This is a genomic window from Kitasatospora papulosa (assembly GCF_000717245.1).
Classification (GTDB): domain Bacteria; phylum Actinomycetota; class Actinomycetes; order Streptomycetales; family Streptomycetaceae; genus Streptomyces; species Streptomyces papulosus.
The window spans coordinates 723,447-738,991 of sequence record NZ_JNYQ01000001.1; the positions used below are offsets into that span (position 1 = coordinate 723,447).

17 protein-coding genes and 2 pseudogenes are annotated in these 15,545 nt (G+C 72.7%); 6 read left to right on the plus strand and 13 right to left on the minus strand.

What is annotated here, in order from left to right; genetic code table 11:
* Nucleotides 1-14: 14 nt before the first annotated feature.
* From IA22_RS0103125 to IA22_RS38105, 3 genes and pseudogenes are all read right to left on the minus strand, one after another.
* On the minus strand, nucleotides 15-575 hold the full coding sequence (locus IA22_RS0103125) for a hypothetical protein (protein WP_030122668.1): 561 nt from the start codon (nucleotides 573-575) through the stop codon (nucleotides 15-17).
* A 55-nt stretch (nucleotides 576-630) separates the two neighbouring features.
* Nucleotides 631-855 (minus strand): MerR family transcriptional regulator, encoded by a 225-nt coding sequence (locus IA22_RS37460; protein WP_245229536.1) that lies wholly within the window; start codon nucleotides 853-855, stop codon nucleotides 631-633.
* 409 nt (nucleotides 856-1,264) lie between these two features.
* Nucleotides 1,265-1,429: pseudogene (locus IA22_RS38105) on the minus strand (hypothetical protein); the annotation flags it as partial.
* Here IA22_RS38105 and IA22_RS0103135 point away from each other — a divergent pair.
* Nucleotides 1,430-1,900: a DUF6194 family protein gene (locus IA22_RS0103135; RefSeq protein ID WP_030122669.1), complete on the plus strand. Its 471-nt coding sequence runs from the start codon at nucleotides 1,430-1,432 to the stop codon at nucleotides 1,898-1,900. It begins immediately after the preceding pseudogene.
* Nucleotides 1,901-1,985: 85 nt separating this feature from the next.
* Here the strand turns inward: IA22_RS0103135 and IA22_RS33930 are convergent.
* The 3 genes and pseudogenes from IA22_RS33930 to IA22_RS0103155 form a co-directional block, all read right to left on the minus strand.
* Nucleotides 1,986-2,532: pseudogene (locus IA22_RS33930) on the minus strand (MOSC domain-containing protein).
* 27 nt (nucleotides 2,533-2,559) lie between these two features.
* Nucleotides 2,560-3,147, minus strand: coding sequence for a flavoprotein (locus IA22_RS0103150; RefSeq protein WP_030122670.1), 588 nt, complete (start codon nucleotides 3,145-3,147; stop codon nucleotides 2,560-2,562).
* Nucleotides 3,148-3,275: 128 nt separating this feature from the next.
* Complete coding sequence (locus IA22_RS0103155; protein ID WP_015577008.1) at nucleotides 3,276-3,788, minus strand: hypothetical protein; 513 nt, start codon at nucleotides 3,786-3,788, stop codon at nucleotides 3,276-3,278.
* 141 nt (nucleotides 3,789-3,929) lie between these two features.
* Here IA22_RS0103155 and IA22_RS0103160 point away from each other — a divergent pair, with 141 nt between their 5' ends.
* The 3 genes from IA22_RS0103160 to IA22_RS0103170 all read left to right on the plus strand — a co-directional run bounded on the left by IA22_RS0103160 (nucleotide 3,930) and on the right by IA22_RS0103170 (nucleotide 5,969).
* On the plus strand, nucleotides 3,930-4,145 hold the full coding sequence (locus IA22_RS0103160; RefSeq protein ID WP_014156497.1) for a hypothetical protein: 216 nt from the start codon (nucleotides 3,930-3,932) through the stop codon (nucleotides 4,143-4,145).
* 171 nt (nucleotides 4,146-4,316) lie between these two features.
* Nucleotides 4,317-5,702 (plus strand): DUF1254 domain-containing protein, encoded by a 1,386-nt coding sequence (locus IA22_RS0103165; RefSeq protein ID WP_015577005.1) that lies wholly within the window; start codon nucleotides 4,317-4,319, stop codon nucleotides 5,700-5,702.
* Between the two features lie 42 nt (nucleotides 5,703-5,744).
* Entirely contained in the window at nucleotides 5,745-5,969 is a 225-nt protein-coding gene (locus tag IA22_RS0103170) for a DUF2277 domain-containing protein (protein ID WP_015577004.1), read from the plus strand.
* A gap of 16 nt (nucleotides 5,970-5,985) precedes the next feature.
* Here IA22_RS0103170 and IA22_RS0103175 read toward each other — a convergent pair whose 3' ends face one another.
* The 4 genes from IA22_RS0103175 to IA22_RS0103190 all read right to left on the minus strand — a co-directional run bounded on the left by IA22_RS0103175 (nucleotide 5,986) and on the right by IA22_RS0103190 (nucleotide 9,871).
* A complete protein-coding gene (locus tag IA22_RS0103175) occupies nucleotides 5,986-6,654 on the minus strand; it encodes a DedA family protein (RefSeq protein WP_030122671.1) in 669 nt (222 codons plus the stop codon).
* A 235-nt stretch (nucleotides 6,655-6,889) separates the two neighbouring features.
* Nucleotides 6,890-7,348: a DoxX family protein gene (locus IA22_RS0103180; protein WP_014156500.1), complete on the minus strand. Its 459-nt coding sequence runs from the start codon at nucleotides 7,346-7,348 to the stop codon at nucleotides 6,890-6,892.
* Between the two features lie 111 nt (nucleotides 7,349-7,459).
* Nucleotides 7,460-9,136: an alkaline phosphatase D family protein gene (locus IA22_RS0103185; RefSeq protein WP_015577002.1), complete on the minus strand. Its 1,677-nt coding sequence runs from the start codon at nucleotides 9,134-9,136 to the stop codon at nucleotides 7,460-7,462.
* A 90-nt stretch (nucleotides 9,137-9,226) separates the two neighbouring features.
* Nucleotides 9,227-9,871, minus strand: coding sequence for an HNH endonuclease family protein (locus IA22_RS0103190; protein ID WP_014156502.1), 645 nt, complete (start codon nucleotides 9,869-9,871; stop codon nucleotides 9,227-9,229).
* A 242-nt stretch (nucleotides 9,872-10,113) separates the two neighbouring features.
* On the opposite strand from IA22_RS0103190, the gene IA22_RS0103195 reads away from it, so the two are divergent.
* Nucleotides 10,114-10,848: an ABC transporter permease gene (locus tag IA22_RS0103195; RefSeq protein WP_030122672.1), complete on the plus strand. Its 735-nt coding sequence runs from the start codon at nucleotides 10,114-10,116 to the stop codon at nucleotides 10,846-10,848.
* Between the two features lie 111 nt (nucleotides 10,849-10,959).
* Here the strand turns inward: IA22_RS0103195 and IA22_RS0103200 are convergent, their stop codons facing one another.
* Together IA22_RS0103200 and IA22_RS0103205 are read right to left on the minus strand one after the other, a co-directional pair.
* Entirely contained in the window at nucleotides 10,960-11,622 is a 663-nt protein-coding gene (locus IA22_RS0103200) for an HAD-IA family hydrolase (protein WP_030122673.1), read from the minus strand.
* Nucleotides 11,623-11,851: 229 nt separating this feature from the next.
* Entirely contained in the window at nucleotides 11,852-12,841 is a 990-nt protein-coding gene (locus IA22_RS0103205; protein ID WP_030122674.1) for a peptidoglycan-binding domain-containing protein, read from the minus strand.
* Nucleotides 12,842-12,980: 139 nt separating this feature from the next.
* On the opposite strand from IA22_RS0103205, the gene IA22_RS0103210 reads away from it, so the two are divergent.
* Complete coding sequence (locus tag IA22_RS0103210) at nucleotides 12,981-15,026, plus strand: MDR family MFS transporter (protein WP_030122675.1); 2,046 nt, start codon at nucleotides 12,981-12,983, stop codon at nucleotides 15,024-15,026.
* Between the two features lie 20 nt (nucleotides 15,027-15,046).
* Here IA22_RS0103210 and IA22_RS0103215 read toward each other — a convergent pair whose 3' ends face one another.
* Entirely contained in the window at nucleotides 15,047-15,523 is a 477-nt protein-coding gene (locus tag IA22_RS0103215; protein WP_030122676.1) for a GNAT family N-acetyltransferase, read from the minus strand.
* Nucleotides 15,524-15,545: the final 22 nt, after the last annotated feature.

A 15,545-nucleotide genomic window follows, 5' to 3' on the forward strand; every position in this document is an offset into this window, starting at 1 on the left:
CCGCCCGCGACGCGTCAGGGCGTGCGGTACGTGACCAGGGCGCGGGCGGGTCTCCGGAAGGACTCCTCGTTGAAGGGGGAACGTTCCACCATGACGCTGACCGAGGAGCCGCCGTACGTCATGACGGGCCCCCGGACGCCGGAGCCGCACAGGCCTGCAGGGAGCTCGGTCTCACCGTCGACGAGGGCGTACTTGCTGCGGTAACGGGAGGCGAACACCGACGTGCCGTAGGGGACCAGGCCCGTCCGGTGGAGGAAGTCCGGCATCCGGCGGCTCACGAAGGTGACCTGCGCGCTGCCGTTCCGGGTGACGTGGTGGATGTCCGTGGCGTCCTCGGGTATCGCCGCGTCCGCCGCGCCGACCACGTCCGACAGCGGCACCTCGCTGCCCTCGCAGGCCCGGGAGTCGCCGAACGGGTGGAACAGTTCGTCCTGGAACAGCCAGACCGTCCCTCCCACGGGAACCGCCAGGATCAGAAGGGCGATTCCCAGACCTGGGAGTACGCGTCGCCGTCGCGGTCCGCCGGCAGGCGCACCGTCCCCGGTCCGCGCCTCGTCCGTCCCGGAACCACTCATGAACGCCCCCTCGGCCACGCATGCCGCGCATTCCGCGCGTGCGAACACGCGGAGCCTACGCCGGTGGCCAACCGGCGGAGGAGTGATCATCCACGCTCGGGGCGAGGACCCGGCTGAGCGGCACGGAGGCGTCCAGCAGGGCACGGGAGCGTACGGCGATGCCCGTGCCCCGGACCGCGAGCGCCGCAGCGACGTCCTCCCGGCCGCGTCCGCTCCGCAGACCCGGCATCAGCGCGCGGAGCGGGGCGATCCGGTAGCCGGCCCCGCGTAGTTGGTGCACGATCCGGGCGTCCCTGACCTGGGCCGGCGCGTACCGTCTCACCCCTCGCGGAGGGACCCGGTCGGGTACCGCCAGCCCTTCGGCGTGTCGAGGGGCGCACCCCGAGTGCGGTCGCGAGTTCGGAGACGCTCATCGAGTCCGACGGCCTCACGTCCTCGACGGGGTCCTTCGAGATCGCGAGGGCGGCCTCCTCCGCGAGCGCCAGGTCCGTACGTTCCCGGTCGAGCCGGGCGTGCGCCGCGTCGAGCAGGGCGAGCGCCTCGCCGGCCGGGCGTTCGTGCACGGCGCGGACGATCCGCTTGGCCTCGACGGGACCCGTGGCGGTCGCGAGCGCGCGGTAGGCCAGCGCGGACCAGAGATGCCTCTCGCCGTAGACCCGGTAGCCGGCGGTGGTACGGGCCGCCGGGGGCAGAACACCGTCGCGTTCCAGGTTGCGGACCTGCTGGACGGAGTACCCGGCACGGCGCGCGACGTCGATGGTGCGCCAGAACGGCGAGTTGAGGGTTGTCACCTGCTGCTCCTGAGCTTTCCGGTTCGAAGTCTCCACAAGCACCTCAATGAAACGCTTGAGCACATGACCATCGACGAGATCATCGGTTTCATGCAGGGCTTCGACGGAGTCCGGACCGTCACCCCGGTACCGGGCGACGGCTCACCGGAGATCAGCTGGGGGGACACCTTCTTCTCCTACTCTCCCGCCGGGGCGGCGCCGGTGACGGCGCAGCCGTTCGCGACCATCGTGACGAAGGACTACCCGGGCGACGAGAGTTCGCTCCTCGGCCGCCCGGACACCTTTCGCGTCAGCGTCGCCGCAGGGAAGGACCTCTTCCGTGAGTGGACCGGCCACGCGCCGGGTGAGCCGACGGCCGACGTCGTGCCCGGTGCCACCGACGCAGTGATCGCCCACCCCGTCTACGGTTCCGCCGGCTGGCTCGCGGTGGTGAACCCGGGCCCCCGGACCGATGCGGCAGTCCGCCTGCTGCTCCGCGAGGCCCATCGCCTCGCCCGCGCACGTCACGAGCGGCGAGCGGGCTCCACGCGCTAGCCAGCCCGCCCCTGGCCGAGCCTGCCGGTAGCGAGTACCCCCGTGGAGCACGCCCGCTGGAGCGCCGTCCGTGGGGCGTCGCCCCTCAGACGCGCTCCAGCGGGCGGTGCGGCCCCGGTGGCAGTTCGGCCTCGACGGCGTCGTCCGGGCGCACCCGGCCGCCCCGGCGGACCACGGCCATGATCCCCGATTTTGAAGGTGAAGTCCCCGGAGACCGGGTCGAGGGCGAAGACCTCTCCGAGGAGGCCCGGCCGGAAGTCGTTGATCTTCGCGCACGGGTTGCGCAGCCCCGTCACCTCGATCACCGCCTGCTCACCGAGGTGCAGCAGGGTGCCGGTGGGAAGGCCGAGCAGGTCGACACCACGGGTGGTGATGTTCTCGCCGAGCTGTCCCGCTGCGACGGCGTGGCCCTTGAGGGCGAGTTCGTCGAAGAGTTCCTCGTGCATCAGGTGCACCTGGCGCAGATTGGGCAGGTCCGGTTCGTAGGTCGTGCGGAACTGATGGCGGATCGTCTCGCCGGCATGGACGTCCCCCTCGACCCCGAGCCCGGCCAGCAACGTCACGTGCGCGCGATTCGGCTTGCTGAACGAGTACGCCGCGTTGCTGCTCACCGCTGTGACCCGGCCTGCCATCGATGCCCCACCCCTCTGTCGGTCCGCTTACGCCGGGCCCTCCGGGAAAGCCCCGTTCCCCTGTGCGAGGACGGCCACGCGGTCCAGGATCGCCGCCCACGGGAGCTCCCGGACCGCCGGGCCCCGACGTGGCTCGTACAGGGGCCATACGTCAGGCCCGTACACCAGATCCACGCCCGCCCCGCGCAGTGTCCCGAGGTGACCCTCCCATGCCGGGTGCCGTGCGTGGGCCGCGTTGATCCGGGGGAACACCACCACCGGGACGCCGATCGTCCCCAGGGCCTCGCCCACCTGCGTCAGCGCCTGGTTGTCGGCGATCCCCGTCGCCAGCTTGGCGACGTAGTTCGCGCTCGCCGGAGCGACGACGTAGCAGTCGGCGACCGGGTGCGGGCGGGGTTCGGCCGGCAGGCGGGGCGAGTCGCGTACCGGGAGGCCGGTCAGCGTCTCCAGCAGGTCCAGTTCACCGTTCGCCCTCAGCCATCGGCCTGCGGTCGGTGTCAGGGTCACGGCCACCTGCCAGCCCAGCGCGAGAGCCGGTCCGACCAGCCCGGTGCGCAGCGTCTCCACCCCGTCGGTCGCCGTCGCCACGACTCCCAGCACCCCGCGGCCGCCCATGCCCACCGTTCCTCCGCCCCGCGTCGCCCGTCACTCGGCCGACGTTCCCGCAGAGACCTACCACGACCCCGGTGCCCGCCGGTAGCGCCGCCTCCCCGTCGGAAGCCCCGCCGTGACGCGGCAACGCCTCAGCCGGACACGCCGAGATCCTGCCGCATCAGACGGTGCATGGCCGTGAGCTTCGGATCCGCCGCCTTGAGGTCCAGCAGCAGCCGCACGGCCGTCTCCCCGTCGCGGGGCACACCCCGGTCGACGCGCTTGAGGGCGGCGTCCACCCCCGCGAGGACCACGTTGACCTCGCGGGACGAGTCGAGGACGGCCTCCGGGACGATCATCTGGGCCTCGGCGTACCGGGCACGGTAGTCGCGGCGCCCTTCCTCCAGCCGCTCCCGGTCCTCGTCGGTGAGGACCCCGTCCCGCGTACGGTGCAGGGCGTCCTTGAGGAGGGTGTGGAAGTGGCTGGTCGCCCGGTTCATCGAGGTGTAGGCGGTGCGCCGCTCCTCCAGGAGCCGCCGCCGCTCCTCGACCAGGCCCTCGGCGTCGCGTTGGCGTTTCGTCACCCAGCTGGCGACCAGCGGCGCGAAGAGTGTGCCGAGCACTCCGACGACTGCGGTGACCATGGCGGCTATGGCTGCGCTCATGGGGAGGACCCTAGCCAGCTGTTCGCGCGCGCGGTGGCCTGTCCGCCCAGCCCGCCCTCCCGTGCGTCAACGAGCGCGCCACGGCCGCCTTCCACCGCCGCCGAAATTGCGGGCCCGGGGGCCACGGGGGACCGTGGAGGCATGTCCGGACACCCGCCTGTGATCGTGTATCCGCCCACGCCGACCGGTGGGCGGCGGGTGACCGTGCGCGGGCAGATCGTGGGGCTGGCGCACGGCCGTGGGGACGTCGCCTCGTATCTGCGGCGGGCCGGGCTGGCGGAGGGGGCCGAGGAGATCGATCTGGACCAGCCGGAACTGATCGAGTGGCGGGGCGGAGACCTCGAAACCTGGGGATGAGCCCCGCGCGGCGGCGTGGTGCTGCCGTCACCCGAACGGGCGCGCCCGGGTCGTTGCCGGTGAGGCCGTCCCGCAGGGTCGGACCTGCCCGCCGCCGTGCACCACCGTCCGCCGAGTGGAGGAGTCCCATGGCCCGGTCACTGCCCGCACCCGGACCTCGGGCCGTCTGACATGAGCCCGGGGCGAGGAGGCCTGGAGCCGGACGCGGTCACCGCGCTGGCCGCCGACGCGTACGTCTACGGATCCCCGCTCGTCCGCCAGCTGTCGGCCGTCCAGGCGTGTCTCCACGAGGGCAGCGGGATGCTCGCGCCGGCTCCCTTCAACGACTTCGCCCACGCGGACGGGCCGGCCACGCCCGGTACCCACGTCCCGTACGCCCCGGCCGACCTCGTCGACGCGCTCGCCCAGCTCGACCTCTCCGGAGGCCCGGTCAGGCTGCACGTCCCGGACACCGGCGGTGCGTACTACGTCCTCCAGTTCGTGGACGCGTGGGGCAACGCGTTCGCCTACCTCGGCCCCCGGGCCACCGGTACGGGCGAGGGGGACTGGCTGGTCGTGCCGCCGGGCTGGGCCGGTACGGTCCCCGACGGGCTGTCGGGGGTGATCGACGCGCCCACCTCCGTCGTCTCCGTCGTGGGCCGCCTCGCCTGCGACGGACCGGAGGATCTGCCGCGCGTCAGGGCGCTCCAGCAGGAGCTCACGCTCACGCATCTGGGCGACCGCGCCCACCGGACGGGTCTCCCGGCGACCGAGCCGGGGGTACCGGGGGAACTGCGGTTCTTCGAGGAGCTCCGGGTGTGGATGGCCGACTTCCCGCCCGCCTCGGCGGATCGCGCGTACCAGGACCGCTTCCAGCCCCTGGGGCTCCTGGAGGAGGGGATCTCGCCGTACGTGTCGGCCGGGCCCGGACTCGTACGCGCCCTGGGGCGAGGGCTGGCCCTGGGCCGCCTGCGGGTGGAGGAGGCCGCCCGGCGTGCGGGGGCCGCGCCCGGCGGGCCACCGGGCGCCTGGCGGACGGTTCCGCACCTGCGCGACTACAACCTGGACCACTTCGGCGTCGGCACGCTCCGGGGACCGGAATGGACGATCGCCGACCGTGAGGCCTCCTACCTGGTCAGAGCGGTGGCCGCGCGGCAGGGGCGCCGGCTGCCCCACGGGTACGAGGCGGTGTACGCGCACACGGCGTGCGACTCCCGCGGCCACCCGCTCGACGGCCTCCACCCCTACGTCCTGCGCCTCTCCCCGCCGCCACCGGTGCGGGCGTTCTGGTCGCTGACCGTGTACGACAGCCCGGGAGGCCACCTGGTCGCGAACGCCGAGGAACGGTACGCGATCGGGGACCGGACGCCCGGACTCGTCCACGGTGCCGACGGCTCGCTGACGCTGCACCTCGCGGCTGAGCGCCCCGCTGACCCGGCCGCGGCCGCCAACTGGCTGCCCGTGCCGCCCGGCCGCTTCCGCGCGTTGATGCGGCTCCACCTGCCCGACCGGGCGATTCTCGACGGGAGCTACGTCATCCCGCCGGTCGGGCCGCTCGGGGGCCGGGCGGGAGCGTAGGTCCGGAGGCCGGTTGTCAGTGTCGCGTCGCACACTGGAGGCATGTGCCGCAGCATCAAGACGCTTCGTCCGCCAGCCATCCCCGAAGAGGCCACCGAGGAGGAGATGAGAGCAGCCGCCCTGCAGTACGTCCGCAAGGTGTCGGGCTTCCGTGCGCCCGCCGCGCACAACCAGGAGGTCTTCGACCGGGCCGTCGCCGAGATCGCCGACGCGACCCAGCGGCTGCTGGACGGCCTGGAGATACGGGGCGCGGCCGCCCGGGCCTGAGCTGCCGTGCGGGCCGTCAGGTGCCGGCCGGGGCTCCGGCGACCGCAGCCGCAACCGCGGACGGCCGGGCGGGGCGGCGGACGACGACCGCCGCGAGCGAGCCCGCCAGGAACAGGGCGAGCACCGAGACCGCCGTGCCCAGCCACCCCGCGCCCAGCCACTGGCCGCCGAAGTAGCCGAGGCCCACGCTGTAGACGGCCCAGGCCACGCCGGCGACGGCCGACCAGGGCAGGAACTCCTTCACCTTGCGGTGGGCGGCGCCCGCCCCCAGCGAGACGACGGACCGGCCGGCCGGGGCGAAACGGGCTATGACGACGAGCGCCCCTCCGCCGCGGCTCAGCGCCGCGCCGAGGCGCTCCTGCGCGGAGGTCAGACGGCGGGAGCGGGCGATGGCCCGGTCGAGGCGGTCGCCGCCGCGCCAGGCGAGGCGGTAGGCGACCAGGTCGCCGAGCACGGACGCCGTGGCCGCGCAGAGGGTGAGGATCACGAGCGAGGGCACGTGCCGGGTGGCTTCCCCGGCCGCGGCGGTGACCGTGGTGGAGGTGCTCGCGGCGGCCGCGGTGGCAGCGGTGATCACCAGAACACCGCTGGGGAGTACGGGAAGGAAGACGTCCAGGACCACCGAGAGGGCGACCACCGCGTAGATCCATGGGCTGCCGGTCAGCGCACCCACACTCTCGAGCACTTTCTACTCCCCGTTCCCGGTTCCCGTGTTCCGTGTCAACGCCGCGACGTCGCAGGGGAGCGGCAGGAGCGGCAGGGCCAGCTGTACAGCGTACGCCTGCTGTTCACCGGGTTCACCTGGTATTCGCCGGGCGCGCGTCCGATGTCGCGCAGGTCACGCGCGGCACCGGACCCCCGGGGAACGCGACTCCGGCCCCCCTTGTAGGGAAGGGGGGCCGGAGTGCGGGGAGCGTGCGTCAGACCGAGACGGCCCGGGCCTTCTCGCGGGCGGGTTCACCCGCGTGCCCGGAGCTGTCGCGGGAGGAGAACAGCCGGTCCAGGCCGAGGGCGCCGGAGCCGGTGAAGACGAGCAGCAGGAAGGCCCAGCAGAAGACCGCCGACGCCTCGCCGCCGTTCTGCAGGGGGAACAGCGACTCGGGCTGGTGGACCTTGAAGTACGCGTAGGCCATGGAGCCCGAGCAGACGAGGGCGGCGATACGGGTGCCGAGGCCGAGTGCGACCAGGGTGCCGCCGACGAGCTGGATGACAGCGGCGTACCAGCCCGGCCAGGTGCCGGCGGGGACGGTGCCGCCGCCCATGGCGCCGCCCAGGACTCCGAAGAGCGAAGCGGCACCGTGGCAGGCGAAGAGGAAGCCGATGACGATACGGAAGAGGCCGAGGGCGTAGGGCTGGGCCCGGTTCAGGCGTATGGACATGGGGGGTGGGGCTCCTTCGGTCTGGGGACGTGAACCGATCGGGGCCCATCAGGTTAGGGAGACCTCATTATTACTTGCAAGTTCAACATTATGAGGCTGGCTGAAAGTCGGTCATTCGTTCGATGTCAGTGAGCGCTCCATCACGGTCTCCAACTGGGCCCCCGTGGACCTCGCTCTGGCCTGAACCAATGTCAGCGCAGCCTTCCGGCCATGCAGGGTGAGTGTCATCAGCTGATTGCCGAACCACGGTCCGCCCGTCTTGCGCCAGCGCATCGGAGGGCGGCCCGTCCGTCCGTGGAGCGCCAGCGCACGGCCGAGCCACCGGCCCGCGCCGCTCCAGCCGAAGCGGAACCCGGCGCGTATGTAGGCGGGGACGGAGTTGTGGACGGGAGAGCAGGTCAGTTGCAGGACGTGCGCGGCGGGAGTGCCGTCCGGGGTGGAGTCGGACCACTGGGGTTCGGTGATGTAGGCGTGGTGCACATCGCCCGAGAGCACGCAAATCGTCGCGGGGGCGCCGGAGGCGCGTCCCGCCTCCCGCAGCAGCTCCGACAACTGGTCGAAGGACTCCGGGAACGCGGCCCAATGCTCCAGGTCACCGGCCCGGCGCACCTTCTCCCCGCGGCGCGCCCAGCGTTCGCCGCGGGCACCGCGGCACAGGGCCGCGTTCCAGGTCTCCGCATCGTGGACGAGGGGTGGCAGCAGCCACGGGAGCGAGGTGCCGATCAGGAGGTGGTCGTACGCGCCGGGGTCGTCGAGCACCTCGGAGCGCAGCCACGCGGCCTCCTCGTCGCGCAGCATCGCCCGCCGCTGTTCCTCGAGGGTCCGGGCCGCCCGGGTGTCGACCATCAGCAGTCGTACTCGGCCGAAAACACGCCGGTAGCTCCAGCGGGTCCGGGCCGGCTCGGCGTCGACCGCCGCGGCATGGGCGCGCAGGGTCTCGGTGCCGTCGGGAGCGGCGCGCACGGCGGCGTAGACCGGGTCGGCCTCCAGGGCCTCGGGGGAGAGGTTGCCGAGGTGCTGGTAGACCCAGTACGACATCAGCCCGCTGACGATCCGCTCGTGCCACCAGGGAGTGCGCCGCATGTCCCGGACCCAGGCCTCGCTGGTGTTCCAGTCGTCGATGACGTCGTGGTCGTCGAAGATCATGCAGCTGGGGACCGTGGAGAGCAGCCATCGCACGTCCGGGTCGCGCCAGGACTCGTCGTACAGATGGGTGTACTCCTCGAAGTCCGCGACCTCGGCGCCGGGGGCCTCGTCCAGGTCGCGGCGGGCCGCGAGCCGTCGCTGTGTGGCGGGCGAGGTCTCGTCCGCGTACACCTGGTCACCGAGGAGCAGCAGGACGTCCGGGCGGACCGCCTCGGGGTCGGCGGCGAGGCGGACGGCCAGGGTGTCGAGCGCGTCCGGGCCGATGGCGTCGTGGCCGTGGGCGGGCGGCGCGGCCCACCGGCAGGAGCCGAACGCGACCCGGACCGGACTCTCCTCGTCGGGCTGGGGGAGCGCGGGGGTGGTGATGGTGCTCGGCGGGAAGTGGGAGTCCTCGGGCGGCCACACCTGCCGGCCGTCGAGCAGCACCTCGTAGGGCGTGGTGGAGCCGGGCGTCAGCCCTTCCACCACCACCAGGGCGTAGTGATGGCCCTGGACGGCGAACGTGGGCGCGGAGCCCGCCGCCCCGTCCGCGCAGCGGACCTCCGCCGTGCAGGGCCTGGTCGACTCCACCCAGACCGTCGCCCGGGAGCCGGACTCCCAGTCGACGTACCTCAGCAGTGGTCCCAGGCGTAGCCCGGCCATGTGTGCCCTCCTCGCGTCGCCGTGACCGATGGCTCCGTAGGGTACGGAACGACGGAGGAGGGCGGGTGGTTCCGGCGTGGCGGGAGGGTGTCAGCAGCCGTTCAGGACCGACTGGAGGGCGCTCTTCTCGGTGGAGTCGACACTGAGGCCGTAGTAGTGCTTCACGTGCACCCAGGCGCGGGCGTAGGTGCAGCGGTAGGCGGTGCGCGAGGGGAGCCACTCGCCCGGGTCCTGGTCGCTCTTGGACTGGTTGACGTTGTCGGTGACCGCGATGAGCTGAGGGCGGGTCAGGTCGTTGGCGAAGGACTGCCGCTGGGCGGTCGTCCAGCCGCTGGCCCCGGAGCGCCAGGCCTCGGCGAGCGGGACCATGTGGTCGATGTCCAGGTCGGACGCGGCGGTCCAGGTGGCTCCGTCGTACTCGGAGTACCAGCTGCCGCTGGTCGCGGCGCAGGAGGAGTCCTGCACGACGCCGGTGCCGTCACGCTTCAGCACCACCTCGCGGGTGTTGCAGGCTCCCGACTGGGTGATCCAGTGGGGGAACTTGTCACGGCTGTAGCCGGACGAGGAGCCCTCGGTGGAGACGGTGAGCTGCCCCAGATACGTACGGGCGGTCGATGCGCTGACCGGGGTGGGCATCGCGGCCTGGGCGGTCGGAGCCGTGAGGAGCCCGGTCGTGGCGGCGAGCGCGGCGGAGGCGGCGACGACGGCTATGCGACGCGCGTAGATACCTGACATGTGAACTCCCTTGACGTGGGGGGCTGTTGCGCGGGCGACCTGCGGAGCCAGGCCATCGTGGCGGCGCCGGGTTTCGGTGGGGTGGTCGCCAGGTAACAGAGTGACGACATGCGCACGTCACATCAAGGGTTTGGACGGTCGGTCTGACGTCCCGTCCGAAAGGTGTTCGAGGAACGGGGTTGACGAATGGGCCGTTCCGGGACGCGTTCCAGGTGCATCAAGGGCGGCCCTAGGGTGGCCCGGTGCTGTTTCCCGTCACTCCCACGCTCGGTCTCGTGCTCGCCGTCCTCCTGGTGTGCACCGCGGCCGTCGCCGCGTGGGCCTCGCTGGGCCGGTCCCGGGAGATCGTCGTCGCCGGGCTCCGGGCGGCGGTCCAACTGGCGGCCGTCTCCCTGCTCATCGGCTGGGTGGTGCACTCCCTGGGGCCCCTGCTGGGCTTCCTGGCGATGATGTTCGCGGTCGCGGTGCGTACCGCGGGACGGCGGGTCACCCCCAACCGCACCTGGTGGTGGGCGGCGCTCCCGATCGGTGCGGGCGTCGTGCCCGTCGTCGTGGCGCTGCTGCTCACCGGACTGCTCCCGCTGCGCGGTATCACGCTGATCCCGGTCACGGGAATCCTCATCGGGGGCGCCCTCACCGCGACCGTCCTCGGCGGGCGGCGCGCGCTGGACGAGCTCGGGACGCGGTGGGGGGAGGTGGAAGCCGGGATGGCGCTCGGGCTGCTCGACCGGGACGCCCGGCTGGAGATCGCCCGCCCCGCGGCGGCGGACGCGCTGCTGCCGGGGCTGGACCAGACCCGGACCGTGGGGCTCGTCACGCTGCCGGGGGCGTTCGTGGGCATGCTGCTGGGCGGCGCCTCACCCGTGGAGGCGGGCGCCGTCCAGCTGTTCGTCCTGGTGGCACTGATGGCGGTGCAGGTCGTGGCGGTCGCACTCGTGCTGGAACTCGTCGCGCGGGGACTGCTGCGCCGGAGCTGAGGCGGGGCCGCCCACTCGCCGCTGCGGGGTGGCCGGGCCCGTCACGCGGGAAGGGGGGACGCGTCTCATACGGGAGAAGGGACGCGTCTCACGGGTGAAGAGAGGCGTGTCTCACGCGGCGTCGACGAGCAGGCGAATCGAACCGTCCGCGCACGCTTCCACCCGGAGCTGTGTCAGGTCCTCGACATGGACGTCGGGCGCGAGCGCGGCGGCGCGCGGGCCGACGCCCACGACGCGCATGCCGGCCGCCCGGCCCGCCGCGATGCCCGCCTCGGAGTCCTCGAACACGATGCAGTCCGCCGGGTCGAAGCCGAGTTCGGCCGCGCCCTTGAGGAAGCCCTCCGGGTCCGGCTTGCTGGCGCCCACCATCTCGGCGGTGACGCGGGTCTCCGGCATCGGCAGGGCCGCCGCCGTCATCCGCGCCTGTGCGAGCGCCTCGTCGGCCGAGGTCACGAGGGCGTGGGGGAGAGCCGCGATGGAGGCCATGAAGGCGGGGGCCCCGCCGACGGGTACGACGCCTTCCGTGTCCGCGGTCTCCTCGGCGAGCATGATCCGGTTCTCCGCGTAGTTCTGCTCCATCGGGCGGTCCGGCAGCAGGGCGGCCATCGTGGCGTAACCCTGACGGCCGTGGACCACCTCGAGGGCGGCCACGGGGTCGAGCCCCTGCGCGGTCGCCCAGCGGCGCCAGCAGCGTTCCACCACCGCGTCGGAATTGACGAGGGTGCCGTCCATGTCCAGCAGGAGGGCGCGGGCTTCGAGGACGGTGGCCGGCATGGGCGTGCTACAGAGCGCGTGGGGACAGCTCGTAGCTGCGGTGAAGAAAAAACAAGTAGCCCCGCCCGCCGGTCAGGGAGAACGAGCGGAGGCTACTTTGTTCCACCACGATACAAAAACCGTCGCCGAAACGCCAATCCGGCGCCGATGCCTCTGTCGGTCCCGGTGCCGGGGCGGGGTGACGGACCGGCGCCCTCGGCGGACGAGGAGGAGCGACGCGGAGGCGTCCTCAGGGCCGGTGTCCCCGGCCGCTCGTCTGCGACTCCAGGGCGCTGCGGGTCTCCGGCCCGTAGACGCCCGGCGGGTCGTTCCGGACCGACACCCACCGCTGGTACTCGGCGACGGCCTGCTCCACCTGTGCCGAGTAGTCGCCGTTGTCGGGACCCCGGTACACCCAGATCTCCTGCAGCCGGCGCTGGAGCTCCGCCACCTCCGCGCCGCTGTCGCCCCGTCGCAGCGTCGCCCCGGACACCTCCTCGGCGGGAGGCGCCACCGGTGCCGTGCCGGGGTCCTTCGTCGCGGCGGCGGAAGGCGACGGTGAACGCGGAGCCGAGGCCGACGGCGACGCCGACGCGCTCTGCGACGGGGAGGGTGACTCCGAAGGTGATGCCGACGCCGACGCCGAAGCGGAAGCAGACCGCGACGGTGTGGGGGAGGCGGAGGCCGAAGGGGACTCCGACACGGACGCGGCGGGCTCCTCGCCCATGTCCGGCACGCTCGTCGTGGCCTCGGGCAGTGCGGCCTCGCGTTCGTCCCGGTCGTCGAACAGGCCGCCCGCGAAAGCCGCCGTACCCACCACCGCGGCCACCGCCGCCCCCGCGGCGACCACCACGAACGGCCTCCGCCGCCGCGGCTGCACGGGATCGGGCCCGCCACCCGCATAGGCCGCGGCGCTCCGGCGGCGGTTCTCGTCCGCCGCGGTGGCGCCCGGCCGGGCACCCGGCGCCGACCCGTGTGCGCCCGGCTCCCGGCCCGGCGCACCGTCCAGGAACAGCGGCATCGTCGTAGCCGCGTCGGGAGCTCCGTGGTCTTGGGCGTCCTCGCTGTGCAGCGTCACGTACGGCCGGATCCGCAGCGGGTCGAAATCCTCGGCCGCCGCCATCTCCGCCGAACGGGCCTCCCGTCCGGGCCGCGTGTCCGGACCGGCTCCGCAGGCACACCCCGCCCCGGGTCTCGCGCTCCGCTCGCCACCGCACTCCGGGCATATATGTCCGGTCATCGTGGGTTCCCCTCCCCTTTGAACTGCCTGCGATTATGCAGGCCGCCGCGGGGAACCCCAACGCGCGTAGCGCCGCTCGGCAGGCCATAACGACACAGAGCGGCAAGGATGGGGGGCAAGCGGACCCGAGGAGATGCTCATGGCCCAGCAGCTGAGCCCGCCACCTCTTGCGGCAGGTGGCGGGCGGTCCCGGCGGAACATCCTGGTCTCCATCGGCGCACTGCTCCTCGGCATGCTGCTCGCCGCACTCGACCAGACCATCGTGTCCACCGCCCTGCCCACGATCGTCAGCGAACTGGGCGGCCTGGACCATCTCTCGTGGGTGGTGACCGCCTACCTGCTGGCCGCGACCGCGGCCACCCCGCTGTGGGGCAAGCTCGGCGACCAGTACGGGCGCAAGAAGCTCTTCCAGACGGCCATCGTCATCTTCCTCGTCGGTTCCGCGCTCTGCGGCATGGCCCAGAACATGCCGCAGCTGATCGGCTTCCGCGCTCTCCAGGGCCTCGGCGGCGGCGGTCTGATGGTGCTGTCGATGGCGATCGTCGGCGACATCGTCACCCCGCGCGAACGAGGCAAGTACCAGGGCCTCTTCGGTGCCGTCTTCGGCATGACCAGCGTGCTGGGGCCGCTCCTCGGCGGCTTCTTCACCGAGCACCTCAGCTGGCGCTGGGTCTTCTACATCAACCTCCCCATCGGTGTCGTCGCGCTGCTCGTCATCGCGACGGCCCTGCACATCCCGGTCCGCCGCACCAAGCACCGCATCGACTACCTGGGCACCTTCCTCATCGCCTCCGTCGCCACCTGCCTGGTCCTCGTCGCGTCGCTCGGCGGCACCACCTGGGCCTGGGGTTCCGTGCAGATCATCGCCCTCGCGGTCCTCGCCGTGGTGCTGCTCGTGGCGTTCGTCGCGGCCGAGCGGCGTGCGGCCGAACCGGTGCTGCCGCTGAGGCTCTTCCACCGACGGACCTTCAGCCTCGTCGCCGTCATCAGCTTCGTCATCGGCTTCGCCATGTTCGGCGCCATGACCTATCTGCCGACCTTCCTCCAGGTCGTGCACGGCATCAGCCCGACCCTGTCCGGCGTACACATGCTGCCGATGGTCCTCGGGCTGCTGCTCACCTCGACCGGCTCCGGCCAGATCGTGAGCCGGACCGGCCGCTGGAAGGTCTTCCCGATCGCCGGCACGGCCCTCACCACCATCGGTCTGCTGCTGCTCCACACCCTCTCCGAAACCAGCTCCACCTGGACGATGAGCCTCTGCTTCTTCGTCTTCGGCGCCGGACTCGGTCTGGTGATGCAGGTGCTCGTGCTGATCGTGCAGAACTCCGTCGGCTACGAGGACCTCGGCGTCGCCACCTCCGGGGCGACCTTCTTCCGGTCCATCGGAGCCTCGTTCGGCGTGGCCGTCTTCGGCACCGTCTTCACCAACCGGCTGACCGGCAAACTCGAGGACGCGCTCAGCGGCCGCCCGCTCCCCTCCGGCGTGGACGCCGGGGCGCTGGCCGCCGACCCCCGCGCCATCGGCCGGCTCCCCGCGGACCTGCGGCCCTCGGTGCTCAGCGCCTACTCGACCTCGATCACCGACGTCTTCCTCTACGCGGCACCCGTCGTCCTCGTCGCGTTCGCCCTCGCCTGGTTCCTCAAGGAGGAACCCCTGCGCGGATCGGTGACGGCGCCCGACTCCAGCGAGACGCTGGCCCCCAACCCGGTCCAGCGCTCCTCGTACGACGAGTGCGCCCGCGCCCTGTCGGTGCTCGCCACCCGCGAGGGACGCCGGGAGATCTACGAGAAGATCACCGAGAGGGCCGGGTACGACCTCCAGCCCGCCTCCAGCTGGCTGCTGCTGCGCATCAAACGGCACGGCACCGTCGAACCCGGCAGGCTCGCCGAGGTCGCCCCCGTGCCCCTCAGGGTCATCACCTCCGCCGCCCGCCAGATCGAAGGACTCGGCTACGCCCGGCGCGAGGGCATGCAACTGGTGCTCACCGAACGAGGAGCCGAGGCCGTGGTCAGGCTGTCCCGGGCCCGGGAGGACTCACTGGCCGAGCTGCTGGGCGACTGGTGGGGTCCGGACCGGCCCACCGACCTGGTCCGCCTCGTGACGGAGCTGTCGGCCGAGGTGAGCGGGTCGAGCAGGGAGCGGCCTCACATGCCCGAACCCCGCCGCGACCACTCGGTCGGCTGACCCGCCGGCCGTACGGCGGTTCAGAGCTCCTTCGCCAGCCAGTGCTCCGCGTACGGCCCCTGGTTGAACGCCGGGACCTCCCGGTACCCGTGCTTCGCGTACAGTCCGCGCGCCTCGACCAGGTCGTCGCGGGTGTCCAGCCGGATCGACCTCACCCCGTAGGCCCGTGCCGCGCTCTCGATGCCCGCGAGCAGCAGGCCGCCACCGCCCGTCGAGCGGAAGGCGGGCCGGACGAACACCCGGGTCAGCTCCGCCGTCACCGCGTCGACCAGCCGCAGGCCCGCGCAGCTCGCCGGCTCGCCTTCGTACCGCCCCACCAGGAACTCCCCGGTGGGTGGTGCGAGCCGCTCGACCCCGTCGTCCCGCAGCCCGTCGTCGATCTCCGCCGTGGTCGCCGGGCGGCCCCAGTACCGGCTCGCCACCTCGTCGTAGTAGTCGCGCCGCAGCACGGTCGCCTCGGGGCTGCCGAAGTGTTCGGAGGTCACGGTCCACGTCATCGGTCCATTCTGTCCGGGACGG

What these genes read in the sequence shown, in the direction of transcription:
- IA22_RS0103125 (WP_030122668.1), bottom strand. Translation starts at nt 575, where the DNA reads ATGAGTGGTTCCGGGACGGACGAGGCGCGGACCGGGGACGGTGCGCCT.
- IA22_RS0103135 (WP_030122669.1), top strand. Translation starts at nt 1,430, where the DNA reads ATGACCATCGACGAGATCATCGGTTTCATGCAGGGCTTCGACGGAGTC.
- IA22_RS0103150 (WP_030122670.1), bottom strand. Translation starts at nt 3,147, where the DNA reads ATGGGCGGCCGCGGGGTGCTGGGAGTCGTGGCGACGGCGACCGACGGG.
- IA22_RS0103155 (WP_015577008.1), bottom strand. Translation starts at nt 3,788, where the DNA reads ATGAGCGCAGCCATAGCCGCCATGGTCACCGCAGTCGTCGGAGTGCTC.
- IA22_RS0103160 (WP_014156497.1), top strand. Translation starts at nt 3,930, where the DNA reads ATGTCCGGACACCCGCCTGTGATCGTGTATCCGCCCACGCCGACCGGT.
- IA22_RS0103165 (WP_015577005.1), top strand. Translation starts at nt 4,317, where the DNA reads ATGAGCCCGGGGCGAGGAGGCCTGGAGCCGGACGCGGTCACCGCGCTG.
- IA22_RS0103170 (WP_015577004.1), top strand. Translation starts at nt 5,745, where the DNA reads ATGTGCCGCAGCATCAAGACGCTTCGTCCGCCAGCCATCCCCGAAGAG.
- IA22_RS0103180 (WP_014156500.1), bottom strand. Translation starts at nt 7,348, where the DNA reads ATGTCCATACGCCTGAACCGGGCCCAGCCCTACGCCCTCGGCCTCTTC.
- IA22_RS0103185 (WP_015577002.1), bottom strand. Translation starts at nt 9,136, where the DNA reads ATGGCCGGGCTACGCCTGGGACCACTGCTGAGGTACGTCGACTGGGAG.
- IA22_RS0103190 (WP_014156502.1), bottom strand. Translation starts at nt 9,871, where the DNA reads ATGTCAGGTATCTACGCGCGTCGCATAGCCGTCGTCGCCGCCTCCGCC.
- IA22_RS0103200 (WP_030122673.1), bottom strand. Translation starts at nt 11,622, where the DNA reads ATGCCGGCCACCGTCCTCGAAGCCCGCGCCCTCCTGCTGGACATGGAC.
- IA22_RS0103205 (WP_030122674.1), bottom strand. Translation starts at nt 12,841, where the DNA reads ATGACCGGACATATATGCCCGGAGTGCGGTGGCGAGCGGAGCGCGAGA.
- IA22_RS0103210 (WP_030122675.1), top strand. Translation starts at nt 12,981, where the DNA reads ATGGCCCAGCAGCTGAGCCCGCCACCTCTTGCGGCAGGTGGCGGGCGG.
- IA22_RS0103215 (WP_030122676.1), bottom strand. Translation starts at nt 15,523, where the DNA reads ATGACGTGGACCGTGACCTCCGAACACTTCGGCAGCCCCGAGGCGACC.